Origin of the sequence: Sulfitobacter sp. BSw21498, assembly GCF_006064855.1 — a bacterium.
GTDB lineage: Bacteria > Pseudomonadota > Alphaproteobacteria > Rhodobacterales > Rhodobacteraceae > Sulfitobacter.
The window spans coordinates 1-17,163 of record NZ_CP040754.1; the positions used below are offsets into that span (position 1 = coordinate 1).

Annotated in this window: 16 protein-coding genes; 1 reads left to right on the top strand and 15 read right to left on the bottom strand. The window is 56.0% G+C overall.

What is annotated here, in order from left to right; all coding sequences use genetic code 11:
* Positions 1–752: hypothetical protein (locus tag E5180_RS14950; protein WP_206338744.1), on the top strand; the 752-nt coding region annotated here is incomplete at its 5' end.
* A gap of 47 nt (positions 753–799) precedes the next feature.
* Here the strand turns inward: E5180_RS14950 and E5180_RS14955 are convergent.
* The 15 genes from E5180_RS14955 to repC form a co-directional block, all read right to left on the bottom strand.
* A complete protein-coding gene (locus E5180_RS14955; protein ID WP_138925247.1) occupies positions 800–1,081 on the bottom strand; it encodes a hypothetical protein in 282 nt (93 codons plus the stop codon).
* Between the two features lie 152 nt (positions 1,082–1,233).
* Positions 1,234–2,532, bottom strand: coding sequence for a DUF5623 domain-containing protein (locus tag E5180_RS14960; RefSeq protein WP_138925248.1), 1,299 nt, complete (start codon positions 2,530–2,532; stop codon positions 1,234–1,236).
* A 372-nt stretch (positions 2,533–2,904) separates the two neighbouring features.
* Positions 2,905–3,633, bottom strand: coding sequence for a DUF736 family protein (locus E5180_RS14965; RefSeq protein WP_138925249.1), 729 nt, complete (start codon positions 3,631–3,633; stop codon positions 2,905–2,907).
* Between the two features lie 172 nt (positions 3,634–3,805).
* Complete coding sequence (locus E5180_RS14970) at positions 3,806–4,054, bottom strand: hypothetical protein (RefSeq protein ID WP_138925250.1); 249 nt, start codon at positions 4,052–4,054, stop codon at positions 3,806–3,808.
* 92 nt (positions 4,055–4,146) lie between these two features.
* Complete coding sequence (locus tag E5180_RS14975) at positions 4,147–4,593, bottom strand: DUF6915 family protein (RefSeq protein ID WP_138925251.1); 447 nt, start codon at positions 4,591–4,593, stop codon at positions 4,147–4,149.
* 1 nt (position 4,594) lies between these two features.
* On the bottom strand, positions 4,595–4,981 hold the full coding sequence (locus E5180_RS14980; protein WP_138925252.1) for a DUF6878 family protein: 387 nt from the start codon (positions 4,979–4,981) through the stop codon (positions 4,595–4,597).
* 170 nt (positions 4,982–5,151) lie between these two features.
* The gene (locus E5180_RS14985) at positions 5,152–9,411 is read right to left on the bottom strand and encodes a strawberry notch-like NTP hydrolase domain-containing protein (RefSeq protein ID WP_138925253.1); all 4,260 of its coding nucleotides are present in this window, start codon (positions 9,409–9,411) and stop codon (positions 5,152–5,154) included.
* 119 nt (positions 9,412–9,530) lie between these two features.
* Positions 9,531–10,187 (bottom strand): DUF6927 domain-containing protein, encoded by a 657-nt coding sequence (locus tag E5180_RS14990; RefSeq protein WP_138925254.1) that lies wholly within the window; start codon positions 10,185–10,187, stop codon positions 9,531–9,533.
* A gap of 101 nt (positions 10,188–10,288) precedes the next feature.
* Positions 10,289–10,882, bottom strand: coding sequence for a regulator (locus E5180_RS14995; protein WP_138925255.1), 594 nt, complete (start codon positions 10,880–10,882; stop codon positions 10,289–10,291).
* 84 nt (positions 10,883–10,966) lie between these two features.
* Positions 10,967–12,949, bottom strand: coding sequence for a ParB/RepB/Spo0J family partition protein (locus E5180_RS15000; protein ID WP_138925256.1), 1,983 nt, complete (start codon positions 12,947–12,949; stop codon positions 10,967–10,969).
* Between the two features lie 156 nt (positions 12,950–13,105).
* Positions 13,106–13,495, bottom strand: coding sequence for a DUF3768 domain-containing protein (locus E5180_RS15005; RefSeq protein ID WP_138925257.1), 390 nt, complete (start codon positions 13,493–13,495; stop codon positions 13,106–13,108).
* Between the two features lie 90 nt (positions 13,496–13,585).
* Complete coding sequence (locus E5180_RS15010) at positions 13,586–14,518, bottom strand: ArdC family protein (protein ID WP_138925258.1); 933 nt, start codon at positions 14,516–14,518, stop codon at positions 13,586–13,588.
* Between the two features lie 41 nt (positions 14,519–14,559).
* Positions 14,560–15,030, bottom strand: coding sequence for a hypothetical protein (locus E5180_RS15015; RefSeq protein ID WP_138925259.1), 471 nt, complete (start codon positions 15,028–15,030; stop codon positions 14,560–14,562).
* A 762-nt stretch (positions 15,031–15,792) separates the two neighbouring features.
* Positions 15,793–15,945 carry a hypothetical protein gene (locus tag E5180_RS15780; RefSeq protein ID WP_171048986.1) on the bottom strand — a complete coding sequence of 51 codons (153 nt, stop codon included), beginning with the start codon at positions 15,943–15,945 and terminating at the stop codon, positions 15,793–15,795.
* 37 nt (positions 15,946–15,982) lie between these two features.
* Positions 15,983–17,038 carry a plasmid replication protein RepC gene (gene repC / locus E5180_RS15020; protein ID WP_138925260.1) on the bottom strand — a complete coding sequence of 352 codons (1,056 nt, stop codon included), beginning with the start codon at positions 17,036–17,038 and terminating at the stop codon, positions 15,983–15,985.
* Positions 17,039–17,163 lie beyond the last annotated feature (125 nt).

The following is a 17,163-nucleotide window of genomic DNA, read 5'->3' on the forward strand; positions in this document are numbered from 1 at the left end:
ATGGGCGCATACCCGATGAGAGCTTCGCATCTCAAGGGTTGAAAGTGTTGCTTGATGAAGGCGAAACACCATCCATAACAGATCTCGATTTGGCGATGCGCCTTGCATCCGCTGCAGTCCCACTACTTGGGCAAAAGCAGTTCGTGGATATTGATAGTGTCCGGTTCAAACTGTCTCAGCCACTCATGCAGATTTGGCAACCTATGGAGTTTTCAGCGCCGGACTTGCTCGATGATCGACCAATGTTCTGGATACCTGACGGTGGGTATTGGACACACGCAGGCGACGACTACCTGATGGATCACGATATCTGGACGCATAGCACACTGGGTGAGCCTCTGGATCTGGCATTGGCGCTCATCAATATTGACGATCCAGATGTCTTCTTGAAGGTGTCTCTGACGCCCATGCCAAAAAGACCGAAAAAATCTGGCCCGTTACAAGAAAATTGGCGGGGAGGGTTTCATCGTTCATTCCAGGTTCTGAGGATACGGACGGGTGAACCAACCCAAGAACTTTGCCTGAGTGGTGCCACAAAAGAACGTTTCGAACAGGGCTTCATCGGGTGGGCAATTCATGAGGGGCATGAGGTTGTCGACGATCGGTCGCAAACAAAAACCGAAGCGCTTATCCAGCGCGATGTGAGGCGTGCCTCGCAACACCTACGACAAGTAGAAGCGATCATGGGTGGGGCCAATCCAAGAGACAAAGAGCTCTTGAAACGCATTAGAGAGGGAAAAGAGGACGTCTAGGCAGCGCCATGCCGGTCGGCCTCTTTTTGCGGAGCCCCTTGCGAGAGTTATTGAACCACAATGCTCTCACCGAGGGCGAAAGCGGCCAAAGCAGGGTAGTGTGAAAACACGCCCTGTTCAGCACCTGCAATCTCGGCAAGCCGAGACCGAGCCTCAGCGACAGATTTCGCATCTTCGGGGACCAGTTCGCGAAAAACGGCCAAAACGGGCATCGCAACCTCAACTGTCGTCGCGAGCGTACCGCGTTCGCTGAACTCGTTGTTAAAAGCTCCTTTGCCGATGTCATCGACCAGAGCAAAGGCTTCTCGGCAAATTTCCGGGTATTTCATTATCTGTCTTAACCTTTAACCAGAGTGCAGGAAGGATTGGCGCGTTTGCTGTGCCAATCCAAATTGTGTTTCATCGTTCTAGGCCGCAGACTAAGCTGTCCCCGCGACTTTGTTTCGGGGACGGCCCAGTGGTCTCATCCAAACTTCGTCGCTCATTTCGCCTTTGCCAGAAGTAAAATTGACATCTCGACACGCCGGAGCTGCTGGCGAAGTGGCGCGCAATCTGGATAGGCAAGCTTTAACTTCCGTTCCAGTCCACGAAGGGCTGCAATAACGTTTTCTGTTGAACGAAGCTTCTCAAGAAAAGACTGATCCTCATCGGTCCACTGATAGTAGACCTCGAAGAACTCGGGCCCTTCGAGCTGCCCCTGGCCAATTTCTAGGCTCATCCAGCCCTCTAGATCTGACCGAAGCGGGCTCATGCGCGTGTAAACCACCGAGCGCGAAAACTCTGAACGCATCGCAGTCTTAATGATACGTCCGGCTTCGATATGACCTTCAATTCCGAGTTCACCGATTGGACGGCGTCGAGAACACCCAGGGTTATAGTTGTAAGGCACCGTCGATTTACTCGGCGATGGGTAGATCATGCCTTTGCATCTTGCACGGCGCTCGTCCTGCCGAGTCTTGGCCAACGGACTCAGAAAAGTCTCCCAAGAACTAACGGACTCGCCGGTCCAGTTGCCGCTGACCATGGGTGCTGGCATTGCATCAATCTTCTCGATCAAGGCATCAAGATCGTAACCGGAGCTCTCATCGACACCGACATACAGATCACAATTGTAGGGACTATACAGACCTGGCCAATCAGTCTTTTCGATGCGCCAACCTGTTCGATCAGCCCAAGCTGCGCGCTCTTCAACATCAGGAGCGCCCCCGTAAGGTTCATCAATCAGGACAAACTGACCGCTGGCTTGGTCAATCCAATCCGTCGAGTGGTCCATGTTTGGAAGTTTATCGCGATTCAGAATCTTGGGATATGCAGTACGGTTTCGATATGGCCGCAGCCCAGTATGCTCTATGAAGCGAAGCGATCGTTCTGCGGTACAAAGCCTGCTTCGCGCATATTCTTGGTTCGGTGCGATGTCGTCACACACGAAATGATCGCCGGCAACCATTCTTAGATTGCCGAAGCCACGCACGTACCTTAGTGCGCTTTTCTCGCACAGATCCAGAATTGGCATCGACATTTCAATCCGCAGAGTTTCTCGCCCGCATCGATGGCGGAGCTCTTTGTCGCTCCAATAGATGGTCAAGAGTATGTATGGTTTTGAAAGTGCGGTCCGGGTCATAGGGAGGGACCGCTGCGCGTGACGGAAACTCTCAAAATTCGCAGATTTGGCAGCAAGTTCCAGCGCGTCAGAGTGCCGGATACCTTTCGTCTTCTTGTACTGCTTGGCAAGCCGTTTTACCCCGGCAAGGGTGTTGGGATGAATATCTTCGATCAACATAGCAATCTCCGGGCCTGAAATGGAAACGCCACTCGCCAATCGCCCCTCAAGCCAGAATGCTAGCCAATAAGGAAGATGTGAAATTCGTGGGCAGCGCTGCCTGCAGCTTCGAAACGGCGAGTGCCATGCTCCTGCCAAGAGCATCTTCAATATACGAAGCAGCGCTTTGATTAGCAAGTCTCACTCGGCAATTCCAAGTACTTTAAACACTGGTCTGCGAAATTCTTATAGGTTTTTCAAGACCCTGACCGATCGCGACTTTTTCTTACCACGCCGAGTAGTATTTTGGCAGCCTTTCAGCCAACCCGACAAAAAAAGGGGAACCGCGTTGCCGCGGCTCCCCTACCCTGTCTGTCGATGGTCACGCTTCGATCAGGCAACCAGTGACAACCCACTGCTTGCGTCCGGCTGCTCATCCCCGCTCTGCACAAACGGAATGATCGAGAACGTCTGGCCACCCCGTTGCTCTTCGTTCTGCACGGCATTGACGCGCAGATCACCGTCAGGCGTGTTGATCAGCAGCGACAGATAATCGTTGCCGGTCCGGGTGCTTTTCGCCATCCAGGCGGAACCGACGCGGATCGCTTTGCCCTTCGGCGAGCTGACCTCGATCCGGTAGTCGGGATGGGTTTCCTCGGTCTTGTAGTCGTTCTCGATGAGCATGAAGTCCAGATCGAACATCATGTTGGCGATGTAACCCGCAAATGCGTTGTCAGCATCCATAGCCGTCAGCTCGCCCGAGATTGATCCGGATTTCATCGTGCCGTTTGAGACCAGCGGGATGATTTCGAAGTCTTCGCTTTTGGCTTTTCGTGCCTCCTGCGTTTGCACCGCATTAACGCGGAATGGCCCAAGACCAACATCGATCTGCATTGAAATGTAGGGATTACCACTGGTATTTCCGGTTTCGTTCCAAGCCGTGCCGATACGCACCTTGCGACCGGATTTATTGACGGCGGTGACGTCGAAGTCCGGGCTGCGCTCAGACATCTTTGCGCGAGTTTCCAACTGGATCGCGATGTCGAACTTGGTGTTGTGGATTGTGCCGGTGAAGACAGCGGCTGCGGTGTCGGCGTTTTTAGTAAGGGTTCCTGCGAACATGGGTCTTATCCTTCTTGGGTTATCGGTGCCCGACATCTTGCCAGACCATCCGAGATTGCTTTTCGACCCCTTGTGGGATCACAAAACAGAAAGCCTGCTTTCAACTTTCTCCCGACCTTTCCGCCGGGAACGCACTCTATTTGTGGGTTGAGGCAGTGCCGCATAGATCACCCTAAAATTCCTTCTGACTGATCGTCGCGGTGATGCCCCGCACGGGGGCGTCACACTCAGCGATGAAGAACTCACCTTCCGCTCCATTGAGCTGTGTTCCGGCGCGATTGGTCAGTCCGATCGCGTTACCGTTGGGCAAATAGACAATCAGATATTGCCCAAGGCAATCTTTACGCACGACGTAGCCCGTGTTGACCCAATGCATGGTCTTGCCTGCATCTACTGCGGTTTTAATGTCGTTGATGTTCATCAGATTCTCCTCGGTTGGCACAAAAAAGCCTCCGAGACAGCAAAGTCTTAGAGGCGGTGAAATTCGGAATTAGGCGCAGGTAGGATGGTGTTTCAGCAGTGGGCCGTACGCGCATTCATCCAATCGTTGAAGTCGAGAACAGTTTTGCCGGTGATAACCTCGGCAATCCAATCCGCACGCGGATCGCTGCCAAGTTCGGCTTGCGCCAAGTCAATATGCCCATTGGCCATCCAGCCTTCAGGTTGGATATGCCGAAACCAATCCGCCATGCCCGGAATGCGGCCCTGACAGTCTTCTTTCACGTGCTGTTCCCCGATCCAACGGACGGGAATTGAACGCCCTGCAGAATTCGTGATGGTTAGACCGAAGACCCGCTCCGCCTCAAAGATGCCCTGCGTGTGATGCCGCAAGGCGCGATGCGTGAAGAACGCCATATGCGCCTTGGAGGCATCAAACCAATCGTGAATGACTTGATAGTCGGTGGGTTTGCCGCCGAATTTACGCGCCGAACTTTCAGCGTGATGCAGGGGATGAGCCATATCAAAGCCCCTCGTGATAGCTGTGGGTGCTTTCGACGTAGCGGTCGGCATGATCGAGGTCGATGCTGTCCTTGGTGAGATCCCAGGTCAGCGTACCATAGCCACCATCGTTGTTCTCAAAACCCGGATGCTGCTGATAGGCAAATGCCCAAGCAAACTCGTCTAGCTGGCTGGAGAGTTCAGACGGCAGCACAGTGGCACTCGGCTGCAGCGTGATGTCCTCAACATTGCCTGAATCGCCGTAGCCTTCGTATTCTGCGGTCACCTCAGTGACCCCGAGTGCGCGTAACTGCACGAGCATCATGGCGCGGGTTTTGGCGTTTTCAGCGTCGCGTTCGGCAGCCCATTTTTCCATTGTGCTGGCGAAGTCTGTGTTTGTATCTGTCATGGTCTGTTCCTTTTATTGGAGGGTGTTTGACGATGCCCGTCCCCAAGATAGGACAGGCATCATCTGGCTCGTTGTTGGGAAGAGAACGGGATCAAGGCACTTGGCACCGCTGTGAAACAGCGCCTGATTGGTCCCCATCCCGCACACCCGACCAAAGGCTGACTTTCTCTTTAGGCCGCCTGCTCGCTCGGCCTCTCGACCCCGTTCCCCACGATCCGGGTCAGAATCGCTTCCGCATCGACCCCTGCCCCGTGCGGGACAAAGACCCGCAGCTGGAAGGCGATGATTTCAGTAAAACACCCGAGGGTTTTGAGACCATCAATCGTGCCCTTGTCCGCCCCACCAATTTCCAAGCGCACATCGCCTGCAACACGGCGGCGCGTCAGAGTCATGCCGCGCCCCAGATCGACGGGTGCCGTCGTGCCAAGCGCCGCTGTCAGCATTTCACTCGGTGTTTCAGGCGTCCCTGTCATGAATCGCGCCCGAAGGGCTGCAGCCCCCTCCTCACTAAGTGTGCGTCCGATCATGCTCGCACAGCCCTCGGACGTGACGCGATAGATACGCTCGTTGCTTGTCGGGATGGTCTTCCAGATCGGAAGCAACAGACCCGTGAGCAAGTAGAGCTTTGTCGTGGTGGTTTTGGGCAAGCTGTCGGCCTCATCGTCCCAAAGCCGAATGAACTCTGATTGCTCGACAGCCTCCCAAGCCGAGGCTTCGAACTTGGCCTCTTCGAGGTAGGATTTGCCAGTTGGACGGATAACCTTGCGCATCAGGGTGACCATGTCTTCGTCATACATCTGCATAGGACGTTTTGAGATCAGCCCAACCCGCCCCGATGCGCGATTGACCATAGGGATTTTGTCGAAGTTGTTGCCGAGTGCACCATCGGCGCGCGCAATGTGAACAGGATCCGTCACCTCCAATCCGATGATACGAGTGACTGCACCCGATTGCGGGCAGGTCCATAGATCCTCCGCCGAGACCTGTCTAATCGTTTCGCCTCGCAGCGTTTCCACCCCGAGATCAAGCGTACCTGCATCCCTTGCACGTTCAGTTTGGTCCGCGATGCGCTGCATAAACTCAGCAAAGAGCGCGTTCTGCATATGGATAGGAAGGGCCAGCACCCGATTGAGGAACCGCTGGATGGGCGGCAGTTCTTCCAGCAGCACGCCATCCTTGTCGATTAGCCGCAACGCCGTCCAATCGGTAAAGGTCTCATAACCCATCGCCTCCGCTCGCCCCGCCGCAAGATCGGCGTAATATCCACGCAGCGCGGATCGCGCGATGGGGCTTTCGAGATTGTCTTCTTCGCGGAACATGCCTTGCGAGCCAGTCTCGCGTTGGCCTTTGGTGAGTGCGCCAAGTTGGTCAAGACGTTTACTGATTGTTGACGTGAAGCGTTTTTCACCGTGGACGTCCGAGGTGCAGACCCGGAAGAACGGCGCGCTGACTTGCGCGGAGCGATGTGTACGCCCAAGCCCTTGGATGGCTGCATCCGCGCGCCAGCCGGGTTCCAGCAGGTAATGGCGACGCCGCTTCTGGTTCTTGGCAGTTTGTGCCGCATGATAGGATCGCCCCGTGCCACCCGCATCCGAGAATATCAGGATGTTCTTTTCCCCATCCATAAACGCCTGCGTCTCGGAGGAATTACTGCTGGGGCTGCGCTTTTCGATGAAGAGAGCGCCGTCGCTCGATTTGAGCGGGCGGATGGACCGCCCCGTCACCTCTGCGACTGCCTCATCCCCGAATGCCCAGAGGATTTGATCCAGTGCCGCGGGGATCGGGGCCAGCGCCATCAAATCCATCATCGCCTCGTCGCGCAGGGCCAGCGCTTCGCGAGAGACGACCAAGGCCCCAGTTTCATCCCGCAGCGGCTCTGCAACAACAATGCCGTCAATCTCGACCAGCTTCTGGGTGTGGATCGGAAAGGCCTGTTCGAGATAGCCAAGCACGTAGTCGCGCGGCGTCAGCGCGCCCTCGACGAGTTCATCATCGGGGTCCATCACCTCCATGCGCCGTTTCAAAAGGCTTTCGCCCGTTGAAACCATTTGGATAACGCAGGCATAGCCATCGGATAGGTCCTGCTGAATAGCGCTGACAATCGACGGAGCTTTCATCCCCATCAGCAGATGATTGAAGAACCGCTGCTTTGTGCTCTCGAACCGCGACTTGGCGGATGCTTTTGCAGCAGACGCATTTGTCTCTCCCGAGGCATCATTGACGCCTGTCGCGGTCAGTGCGGCCTCCAAGTTATGGTGGATCGTGCGGAACGCGCGCGCATAGGCATCGTAGATCTCTGTTTGGGCGGACGTCAGTGCATGTTCCAGCACATCGTATTCGACCCCGTTAAAGCTCAGCGCCCGCGCGGTGTAGAACCCGAGCGTCTTAAGATCGCGGGCCACAACCTCCATGGCAGCCACGCCGCCCGCCTCCATCGCTGAGACGAAGCTCTCGCGGCTGGGGAACGGATATTCTGGGCCTTGGCCCCAGAGCCCGAGCCGGGATGCATAGGCGAGGTTGTGGACAGATGTGGCTCCCGTCGCCGAGATATAGAAGACGCGAGCGCTCGGAGTGGCGAGTTGCAGGCGCAGACCTGCAAGACCTTGCTGGGATGGTTTTGCCCCCCTGCCCTGCTCTGATCCGGCCGCATTTTGCATCGCGTGGGCCTCGTCAAAAGCGAGCACGCCATCGAAGTCGTCTCCCATCCAGTCGAGAAGCTGGTTCAGGCGCGTGGTGCCACATTTGCCCGCGGAGCGCAGCGTTGCATAGGTGACGAACAAAATGCCATCGCCCATGGTGACAGATTGATCCGGTTTCCATTTCGAGAGCGGCTGTATATCTGCGGGTGAGCCACCAAGGTCGGTCCAGTCGCGCACGGCGTCTTCAATCAGGGTTGCGGATTTTGATACCCAGACGGCTTTGCGCCGCCCAGAGAGCCAATTGACCAGAATGAGGCCTGCGCACTCGCGTCCCTTACCGCAGCCAGTGCCATCCCCGAGGAAGTATCCCAAGCGGTAGGCTCGTGCCTCCGTATCCTCATCACTGCGCAACATCTTGGTCTGATCCTCATCGATGGTGAACTTGCCGGGCAAGTCCCGCGCATGGGCGTCGTTGGCCATGATAATGGTTTCAAGTTGGGCCTCAGAGAGATGGCCCTCTGCAATCAAGCGGTTCGGCAGCCGCAGCCCCTCGGCGGCCTGCAAGGACGGCACGGGGGGTGCGACTGAGGCCATGGCAATGCTTTCAACAAGCGGCGTCGGGTGTTCCTGTGCGCCGGCGATATCGATCCGCTGCGGGCGATAGCGGGCGTATATCTCGGAGATGGGGGTGTTTTCGCGCGGTGTCTCGAGCGTGGCGAACGACAGCGGTGTTGCAGCGTGTTTAGGAGTTTTGGCGGCAGATGCCTTTGATGCGACAGGCTTGCGTGCCTTGTGGGACCCGGGTGGCATCAGAGGGAGCCCGACATTCAATGAGCGTGCCGCCGTCACAGGCGGGCGCGTCGCGGCAATCTTGTCCACGATACTGACCGCCTCATCGAGATCATCAACGGAGGCTCGGATCATCTCGCCGCCCTCATCAACCTTATCGAAGACCATCAGCTGGGTATCCACGCTGGTGCCAAGTTTACGGTAGACATGGCCGGGGATGGTCAGGGCCAGCCGTGGCGTGAGAAGGCTCATCGCGCGGGTCCAATGTGCAGCATCCCGCTCGGGGGTGAAGCCCATCGGCATGATCGCAACAAGACGCCCTCCAGGTGCCAATCGTTTCGCGGCGCCGATGAGATGTTTTGCTGCTATATGCTTATCACGAGAGCGATCGACCGAGGATGCAAACGGCGGGTTCATCACGACAACGCTGGGGGCTGTTGTTGATGTCAGCAGATCATCGATATGCTCGGCATCATGTCCGCTCGCCTGCGCGTCAAACATCACATCAAGCAGCCGTTGGCGAAACGGATCGACTTCGTTAAGGAAAAGCTTGGCCCCTGCCTGCTTGGCAAAGCCTGCCAATGAGCCGGTTCCCGCAGAGGGTTCCAACGCAGTCTCACCTGTCCGGATTGCGGCCGCGCGCGCCGCGAGGGCTGCGTAAGGCAGCGGGGTCGAGAACTGTTGCAGGCGAATTTGTTGCTCGGACCGACGGGTTTCGGTCAAGAGCCGCATCGCGAGGTTCTTGGCAGCACCAAGTGCGCCTGACCCGTTCGCATACAAGAAAAGTGTTTGAACCGCAGCAGCCTGCATCATGTCGTAGGCCATACGCCAGCTCCATGCACCGCTCACGTCGCTGCCGCCAAAGGTGTTGCGCATAATCTTTGAAAGAGAGGAGCTGCGCAGAGGGCCGCGCGCGATCTCGGCGGCGATCAGCGACAGGGCTGATTTAAGCTGAGCGTTAGATGGGGTTAGATTGGAGTGCTTCTGGTTGGGATGGGCCATGTTTTCTGTCCTTTGTGATCCGGGTTGAGGTTCACAGGACAAAAAGCCTCCTCTACGCTTTGCAGCGCGGAGGAGGCCCCTAGGGCCAGAATACGGCGTGGAACGCGCTGTGGGGCCTCCTATGGCGTCTGCTGGCCAAAATACTCCGCCAACACGGCACTGCCCTCAGCTATTTCACTGCTGATGAGGGTCGATCCCGCCAGCGACGCCTTTGAGAGCCGTACAAGGCTGCCGGTTTCCTCAATGCGGTAGCAGCGGCGTTTTTGCCGCCCTCGCTTGTAATGCGTCGCGGTGACGATCTGACAGGTGCTGCCATCGCTGAGGGTCACAGGGGCAACCAACTTGATCTTGTCGCCCTCAGCGTAATCAGGGATCGCGGCCCAGTCCCGACACCGCTGCCGCCAAGCGTGGGCGTAGCTTTCGGGGTCTTTCAACTCGGACAGCAGATTGAGGATGCTTAGCGGCGCGCGGGATTCGCAAGGACCGGCGCTTTCCTCCATGTCCTTGTAGCCCCAGCACCCGTCGTCGGTGCGCGTCAGGAACACCGCACCGAAGGTGAAGGTTCCATCTTCGTCGGTTGCATATGTTCGATCCTCCAAACGTGCCGCATCAAGGCTCTCAACTTTTGCTGCCGCATACCACGTCGAGCCAACCTTACTGGCTTTGAGCAGTGTCGTGCGGCGCGTTTCTGTCTCGAAGGTGCAGAGACGCGTGATCTCTGCTTTCTCATCGGCGTAGGTCTGAACTCGCCGGTCGGTGTAAAAGAGCCAACCCATTTCAGCGTCCTTTCTTTCATAGAAGAGTCATTTGTCGCCAATGTCCCGAGAAGGCCGAAGGCCTGGCAGGGTATTGGCGATGCGAGTGAAGAAAGGGCGCGTTACGCCGCCCTTCGGTCTTCGAGCTCCATGAGTGCATCGAGCGGCACGCGATACGGCTGCATGGCATCGAAGTCTTCGCAGTTGCCGCAGTTCTGAACGATGGCAAAGGTGTCGCAGGCGTCCTTGAGGACCACTCGGAATGTGCCACCCAAGCCTGACGGAACCTCATAGGTGCCACCAATCAGGAAGTCTGAGGCGCGACGGACGAAGACACGGATAGAATGCCCATCGGTTGCCAGCCGAATGGCCCCCTGCTCACGATCAATCAGGGTTTGCACATCATCAAGGATGTCAGTGTAGAACTGCCCGGTCAGATCGCGGAACGCCATTTGACGCTGTGCCATCCAATCGCTGTCGCGAAATGGATTGATGCCATTCGCGAAGGCAAAGCTGGGATCGGACTGCTCGGTGGTGACGATGCGCGTGGTTGATCCGTCAATGCCGTTGGAGCGCAGATGTACGCCGTTCCCAACGATGAGGATCAGGGCAGGCTTGTCGACGGGCCCGTTCCAGTTGGGCAGAAAGGTTGAACACGAGCGCGCATGCGCGATTTGCACCACGACAGCGGACGCGGAGAATTTGAGAATAGCCATGGGGATGTCTTTCTTGGTGTTTCAAGGGAATGTCGGGATCTGACCCGCGCCAGGTTGTTTCCAAGCGCGGGTCGCCTCGATGGATCAGGCGGCTTTCGCCTGAACGGTCTCGGTTTGGGCGGCGGCTTCTTCCGCATCGACAACCAAGCTGACGCCACCGGTCGTTTGCATCATCGGCGGGCACCAGGCCGCGACCGCTGCATGCTGTGCCTCCGTGAGCGTCGCAAAGGGCTCGGCGAAGAGCTTGTCGCAGAATGCAACGATCTCTTTCTTGCTCATGGAGGCTAGGGTCACTGCCTCCTGCGCAAGGCCGAGTTCCTCACCAAGGATTTTGAGCAGCCATGCCTTTTTGAACCGGTTGAACAGCGCCGCATTCGGCGTCCAATGCGCGCGCACGTCGGGCATCACCTCGATCTCGAAGTCATGCATCAGGCTGTCGCTTTGTCGGCTGCGGGCAAAACACGATTGCGTGGTGCTGGCCGTGGCATAGGCGACCAGTTTGGCCTTCTCGCCTGTCTCAAGGGCGCGGAACAAAGCAAACTGATCTGCAGGAGACTTCGCCTCATCCGCCCAAGATAGATCGAGCGCGTCATGCGCCTCAGCAACCTGTTCCAGTGAGGTGCCGTCGATCTCATCCATCTTGGCGTGGCTGCGGTATTCTTTGCGGGCCTCGACCTTGACGGCGTGAGTTGCGCTCATGCCGCCAAGCACGTCCGTGACCAGCTTGAACAATGTCAGATCGAGCGTGGCCTCCGGATGCAGGGTCATGGCCGCGCCGAGCGCCATTGCCCGTTCAGTCTTGAGGTCTTGGGTCAGCGAGGCGGGGTAGACGATTGCGTCTGCGCCCTGCCCTTCGACGTTGTCTGACGTGCCGCCGGCGCTGGCTGTCTGCGCTGTCGCCTCAGGCTTGTCCTCTGGCCGTACTAAGCCAACATGCAGGGTAATCTTGCCGTTTGACCAGGACGCGATAACACCACCCTGCGCAAGATCGTCTGCACTGTAGGCTTCCTGCAGATCCCGCGCCTCTTCTTCGAGCGCATCCACGCGGTCGTAGAGGGCGTTGTAGGGATCGGTCTCGAGGGTCTCGTCCTCCATCTCAATCTGTAGTTTCTCGAGCTCCTCGGTGATCGCATCGACACGCTTTTGGCCAGCGGCGTCAGGCTCGACCGGACCGGGATGGACGCGACCGTATTCTGCCATCGTTGCATAATCGTAGCGCACCAATGCCTCGGCCCACGCAAATCCCATTTGGGCCCGTGCATCTTCGGCAGCGGCGGTGAGTTTTTCGACCATGATCGTCTCAACCAAAGCGATGTCCTCTAGCACGGAATGCTCCTCGAGGAGATCAGCAGCGATGGGACCACCCCGCGCCTCATAGTCCTCGCGCACGAAGGCCCCGATATCGTCGCTCACCTGCACACCGCGGGTTTTAAGCGCCTGACGCACCGTATAGGCCTGCACGTAGCTGTCATCGCTCGTTAGCGCCTCATACACCTCAAGCTGCACGGCTTGGCTTGGATGGTCCGCAAAGGCCTTCATCGTATCGAGGGTGATCGTCTTGGCGCGCGCGGCTGCGCGGATATCGGGATGGATCAAACCATAGCGCAAGCGACCCTTCACGGCGGCGACTGTGGTGCCAAAAGTCTTGGCAATCGTCTCAGGTGACTGCCCATCGACCTCCATCATGCGCGCGAAGGCTTCGAACTCGTCGATAGCGTTCATCGGGGCTTGGGTGATGTTTTCTGCGAGCGAGAGCGCTGTAGTCACATCGCAGTCGTCCGGCACCAAGCGGCATTCGATCTTGGTTTTGTTGGTGAAGCCCTTGGCGGTCTTGTCAACGACCAGTTCGTTCAAAGCTGCGCGACGTCGACCACCTGCCAAGACGCCGAACTTGCCATCAATCTTTTGCACAAGCAACGGTTGGATGATGCCCAGAACGCCGATGCTGGCCTTGAGATGGGCTATCGCCTCGGACTCGTAGGTTTCAGGCGAGTTGCTGCGCACGTTGGCAGGATGCGACGTGAGATCACCAATGGCGACCGAGATAGATTTGAGAGCATGTGTCATGTGATGTCCTTTTGAGATGTTTGCGCCGCCCCGAACATTCGGAACGGCCTGACCAATCCCCAGGGCGGGGATCACATGAAAAATGGCCCGCTTTCCCTTTGGAGGGGTCAGCGGGCCTTCAGATTGTGCATCGCTTGTGAGGTTGGGCCCCCTGCCCTACCAGTCGGATGCCATCATAATGGTGAGCACGCGCATGGTGGTTGCAGGGTTGTCAGGGGCCTCAGCGCCATACCGGAAATCGCTATCCGCTTCATAAAGATCGATTTTCCAGAAGACCTTTTGCCCGCGGATATCCACTGCACCAAAGTCGTGGCACCCGTCTGGATCGTTCTCTGGCTCGAAGACGTCGAACTCACCCACAGCTTGCACGGCCTCAAGGGCTAAGCCATCTTCTGCCATCGCCAGTGAACTTGCGAGGTGCATTCGACCCTGAATGGGCTGCGAAGGGGTTTCACCAAGGCAGGCGAGTTTGCGGAAGGCATCATTCTGCGCCGCGATTGCTGCGATGTCGGGGCCTTCGGTTTGAGGGAGTGCGGAAGTGGTCATGGGTCTGTCCTTTCGAGGAAATTGAAAACACAAAACCCAAAGCTTGCTTTCACTCTTTGAGCGACACCGCCTGCGACAACACCTGACTTCTCATGCTGCCTGGTCGGTGGCCCCTGCCCTGCCCGCCTCTGAGCGTGCAATGAGGTAATCACAGGCCTTCTGCGCGTCCGCCGCGTGTTTGAAGATTGCCGTCTTGTCCGAGCGCAATACGCGCAACCAATGATACAAATAAGACGCGTTCAGCTCGAGCGTATGCGCAGTGAACCCGAGCTCCTGCCCCAGAAAGCAGGACGTCAGTTCTGCGACGATCTCTTCGCGGGAATAGGCTGTGTTGCCAAATCGGCTGAGACCGTAGTCTCGGTTCAGGCGATGGGGCGCCTTGGTGGCATGGGCAAGCTCATGCGCCCAGACCCCGTAAAAGTTCAGGGGGTCCTTGAAGCGCTCGATGCTTGGCATGAACACCTTGTCGACGGGCGGATTATAGCGTGCCTCGGTTCCACCAAAGACCGTCGTAATATCGATGGCATCAAAGAACGCCTGCATATGCGGGATTGGCGCAGATGGCACATGATCGGGGACCGGACAAGCATCCGGGCGGAATGCCTCCGGCAAGCCCTCGATTTGATCTGCGTTGAACACGCGATATGACTTCTGGAAGCGAAAAACACGGGCTTCTTCGGTATTGCCATCGTTGGTATCTTGCTCATCATCGGACTGCGTTCGACTCTGGCCATAATAAACAACAACAGACGAGCGTTCGCCCTTTCGGATCTTTGCTCCAAGAGTATTCGCCTGCGGCACGGTCATCCAGAACGGAGAGGTATATCCTGCCATCACCGTGCGCATGGTGAGCAGGAAGTTGTTCACGCCTTGATAGGGCTCACTGTTGTGGCGCAACGGACGCGCGCTACCGCCAGCGGTCCACGGTTTGCGCCACGGCAGAACACCGCGTTCGATGATGCGGATGAGTTCATTGGTGATGGCTTCGGATGCGTCAAATTTGGACGTGCGGGAACGGGCCATGGCTGGCCTCCTTTCGGTTGAGATTGATTTGGAAGGATGGGTTAGGTCGCGCGACCTGCGCGCGGATCGTTGACGATACGAGCGCCGAGGCGTTCGCTAAGATCGAGATATGTCAAAAGCGGTATCCGGCTGGAGGACGTCCAAGGTTCTGGATCAACCGTGCCATCCATTGTGACCTTCGGCAGGTTTACCAAGGTGATGATGTCGCTGATGGGGCGGCAGTCAATCAGAGGCGTTCCAAGCCGGACGGCCAAGCTGGCGAGCGGGAAGCGTTCAACGGGGGCATAGAGCGAGACTGTTGTCAGCCCGAGGTGAAGAATGGTCCCTCCCCCACCGCAGCTGACATAGGCATTGGGGTTGTTGAGGGCCGCACGGAGATATCCAAGATCGCGGCGGATTGTTCGGCGTTCCAGCCGACAAGCCTCATCAAGGTCACCAGTTCTTCTAAGCTCTCGATGCCACCACCACGACTGAGCTTCAGTGCGCAGCACGCGCAATACTTCTGTTTGCATGGGAGGTTCCTTGTCAGGACAGACAGGCCGGAAACTGACCCGGACCCGTCAGGAACACCCACAAGGGTTCCTTCAGACAGTCCCAAAACAAGAAGGAAACTTTTACTTTTCGGCAGCGCCAGATCCGAACCAAATTGACCTTACCCAAAACAGCTGCGGGGCATCTACGATGAGATCTTTGACCTGGCCATTGAAGTATCGAGCATCGTGAACTGGTAGAAATCAGTTCAGATTGAATGACGCTATCTTAATGAAGGTCAGCGAGGTGATTTTGGACCTCCCCTAGGGCTATTCACCGTCTATCTCATTGATAAATATATATTTATCGCTATTTGAGCAATCTATTCAGGACATTTTGGATGGCAATAAGCGAGTAGATACCAACGATCACCATTCAAGAGCATGAATAGAGAAGGGCATACAATTTTAGCAACAAAACTCCTTATCCATCTTACGGTTACCCGACCTAGACAATCGACAGCGGTAGCACCAACTGGAAGCCTTGCATTTTCTCTTTGCAATATACGTCCGGGGATACACCTGCCTTTTTAAAGCATGGCTGCGCGCGACCAGTATCATGGTTTTTGTTGCTGTGTACGAAGATGACCAAGATTGTACGTACTGTCTCCGCTCATTGAAGGAAGTGTTTAAGTTTCTAGCTAACGACATCAGCGAAACATGGGAGCTCCAATAATGTTGGAATGATGCTCGCACGCGGAGTGGTGTTTCGTCGAAGTGCGGTCAGAGCGTTCACTCATGATCTCAGACTGAGTTATGGAAATACGCATTCTCGTTGTGCTGAAAATATTCATGGCTGCCCTCAAACTTTTCACCGCCATGCGATTTGGTCCATTCGCCAATGGTGCGTATGACTTTCAACGAATGGCCGGAACCAAAGGGTAAGTAAATCGTCATTTTCGTTGTTCTTTCAAAGTGTCCACCGCGGTGGACGTTATGCATTTACAGTATCTGCTTTTGATAACCTATCGAGCAAGACAGTTGGGTTGAACTGCTGAACTCTTTTGCCAAGTGTTATGCTATGAAAATAGGCTCCGAAGTCTCTGATCTGGCTCCCTAGCTGAAGTATGATGAAGATGGCACATGATGCCTTCTCTGAGCCTACGGCCGTCTTTGCTTTGTCGAAAGTGTTTGAGTGAATGCCCATCATCGGTGCAAGGGTGCGTGCATGGTTTTCGATGTCTAGCCAGCAATGGAGCCTGTTCGTTGAGAACGATATTGCCTGATCACATATCGAGATAAGTTTCTGAATTGTTGGTGGCTCGTTGGCTTGATTGTCTTCTAAATCTTTTTGTTCTTTTATAGACCTAGAATGGTGCCGGACAATTTGTCCGTCATTGGCGGGCAGTTTGATCGTTTCTGGAGCGTCCACCGCGGTGGACAAATCGATATATTCGGCGTCAACGTCGGTCAATAGATTGCGATATTCTGCAATCGTTAGCTTTCTCCGGAGTCTTTTACGAACTTCGGAAAGCAAGCTGTTTCTGGGATCGCATTCTTCCAAGCGGGCCAGTTTTGTCAGTATCTGTTTACGGAGGAAAATACGATCTCGACGGTTGTTTTCCATTTCCTGAGCGACGGATAACAGCTCGCTGGCGCGTTCCAATAACGGAGTAAGAGAAAGACCATAACTGATGGAATGACCATCTGATGATCTTACACGGTAGCGTTTCCGGTTTGGACTGTCGTGGCGCTTCATAAAGCCGAGTTCGACAAAGCGGTCGATATGTCTGCGGAGTGTCCTTTCATCGATACCTCCGACGCGCCGGCAAATCTCGTTGTTGGAGGCGAACACGGTATCACCGTGACCTGGCCTGAGGAAACTCAGCATAGCTTGAAGTGTTTGGACGTGGCCGGGGCGTAGTTCAAACATGCTACGCGAGTCTCTGAGGGCCCTGAAGATTGCCCAGATATCAGTCTCATGAGGTGTTTGCGAACCTGACGCTGGAACAGCGGGGGTGCTTTTGATTGAGAGTTTTGTGAATGCCATGATTTATGAACGACGACCGTTTGGCCCACAACTTCCCCGTCTTGTCTCGCGTTTTGAAGCACGACAAGGCAATAAAAAGACGTCCACCGAATCGGTGACTCTTGACCGTTGTATTGGAGGTTGCT

Excerpts from the sequence above, each read along its gene's own strand:
- E5180_RS14990 (WP_138925254.1), bottom strand. The coding sequence starts at position 10,187 with ATGGGTTGGCTCTTTTACACCGACCGGCGAGTTCAGACCTACGCCGAT.
- E5180_RS14980 (WP_138925252.1), bottom strand. The coding sequence starts at position 4,981 with ATGACAGATACAAACACAGACTTCGCCAGCACAATGGAAAAATGGGCT.
- E5180_RS14975 (WP_138925251.1), bottom strand. The coding sequence starts at position 4,593 with ATGGCTCATCCCCTGCATCACGCTGAAAGTTCGGCGCGTAAATTCGGC.
- E5180_RS14970 (WP_138925250.1), bottom strand. The coding sequence starts at position 4,054 with ATGAACATCAACGACATTAAAACCGCAGTAGATGCAGGCAAGACCATG.
- E5180_RS14985 (WP_138925253.1), bottom strand. The coding sequence starts at position 9,411 with ATGGCCCATCCCAACCAGAAGCACTCCAATCTAACCCCATCTAACGCT.
- E5180_RS14955 (WP_138925247.1), bottom strand. The coding sequence starts at position 1,081 with ATGAAATACCCGGAAATTTGCCGAGAAGCCTTTGCTCTGGTCGATGAC.
- E5180_RS15010 (WP_138925258.1), bottom strand. The coding sequence starts at position 14,518 with ATGGCCCGTTCCCGCACGTCCAAATTTGACGCATCCGAAGCCATCACC.
- E5180_RS14995 (WP_138925255.1), bottom strand. The coding sequence starts at position 10,882 with ATGGCTATTCTCAAATTCTCCGCGTCCGCTGTCGTGGTGCAAATCGCG.
- E5180_RS15000 (WP_138925256.1), bottom strand. The coding sequence starts at position 12,949 with ATGACACATGCTCTCAAATCTATCTCGGTCGCCATTGGTGATCTCACG.
- E5180_RS15005 (WP_138925257.1), bottom strand. The coding sequence starts at position 13,495 with ATGACCACTTCCGCACTCCCTCAAACCGAAGGCCCCGACATCGCAGCA.
- E5180_RS15780 (WP_171048986.1), bottom strand. The coding sequence starts at position 15,945 with ATGACGATTTACTTACCCTTTGGTTCCGGCCATTCGTTGAAAGTCATA.
- E5180_RS14960 (WP_138925248.1), bottom strand. The coding sequence starts at position 2,532 with ATGTTGATCGAAGATATTCATCCCAACACCCTTGCCGGGGTAAAACGG.
- repC (WP_138925260.1), bottom strand. The coding sequence starts at position 17,038 with ATGGCATTCACAAAACTCTCAATCAAAAGCACCCCCGCTGTTCCAGCG.
- E5180_RS14965 (WP_138925249.1), bottom strand. The coding sequence starts at position 3,633 with ATGTTCGCAGGAACCCTTACTAAAAACGCCGACACCGCAGCCGCTGTC.
- E5180_RS15015 (WP_138925259.1), bottom strand. The coding sequence starts at position 15,030 with ATGCAAACAGAAGTATTGCGCGTGCTGCGCACTGAAGCTCAGTCGTGG.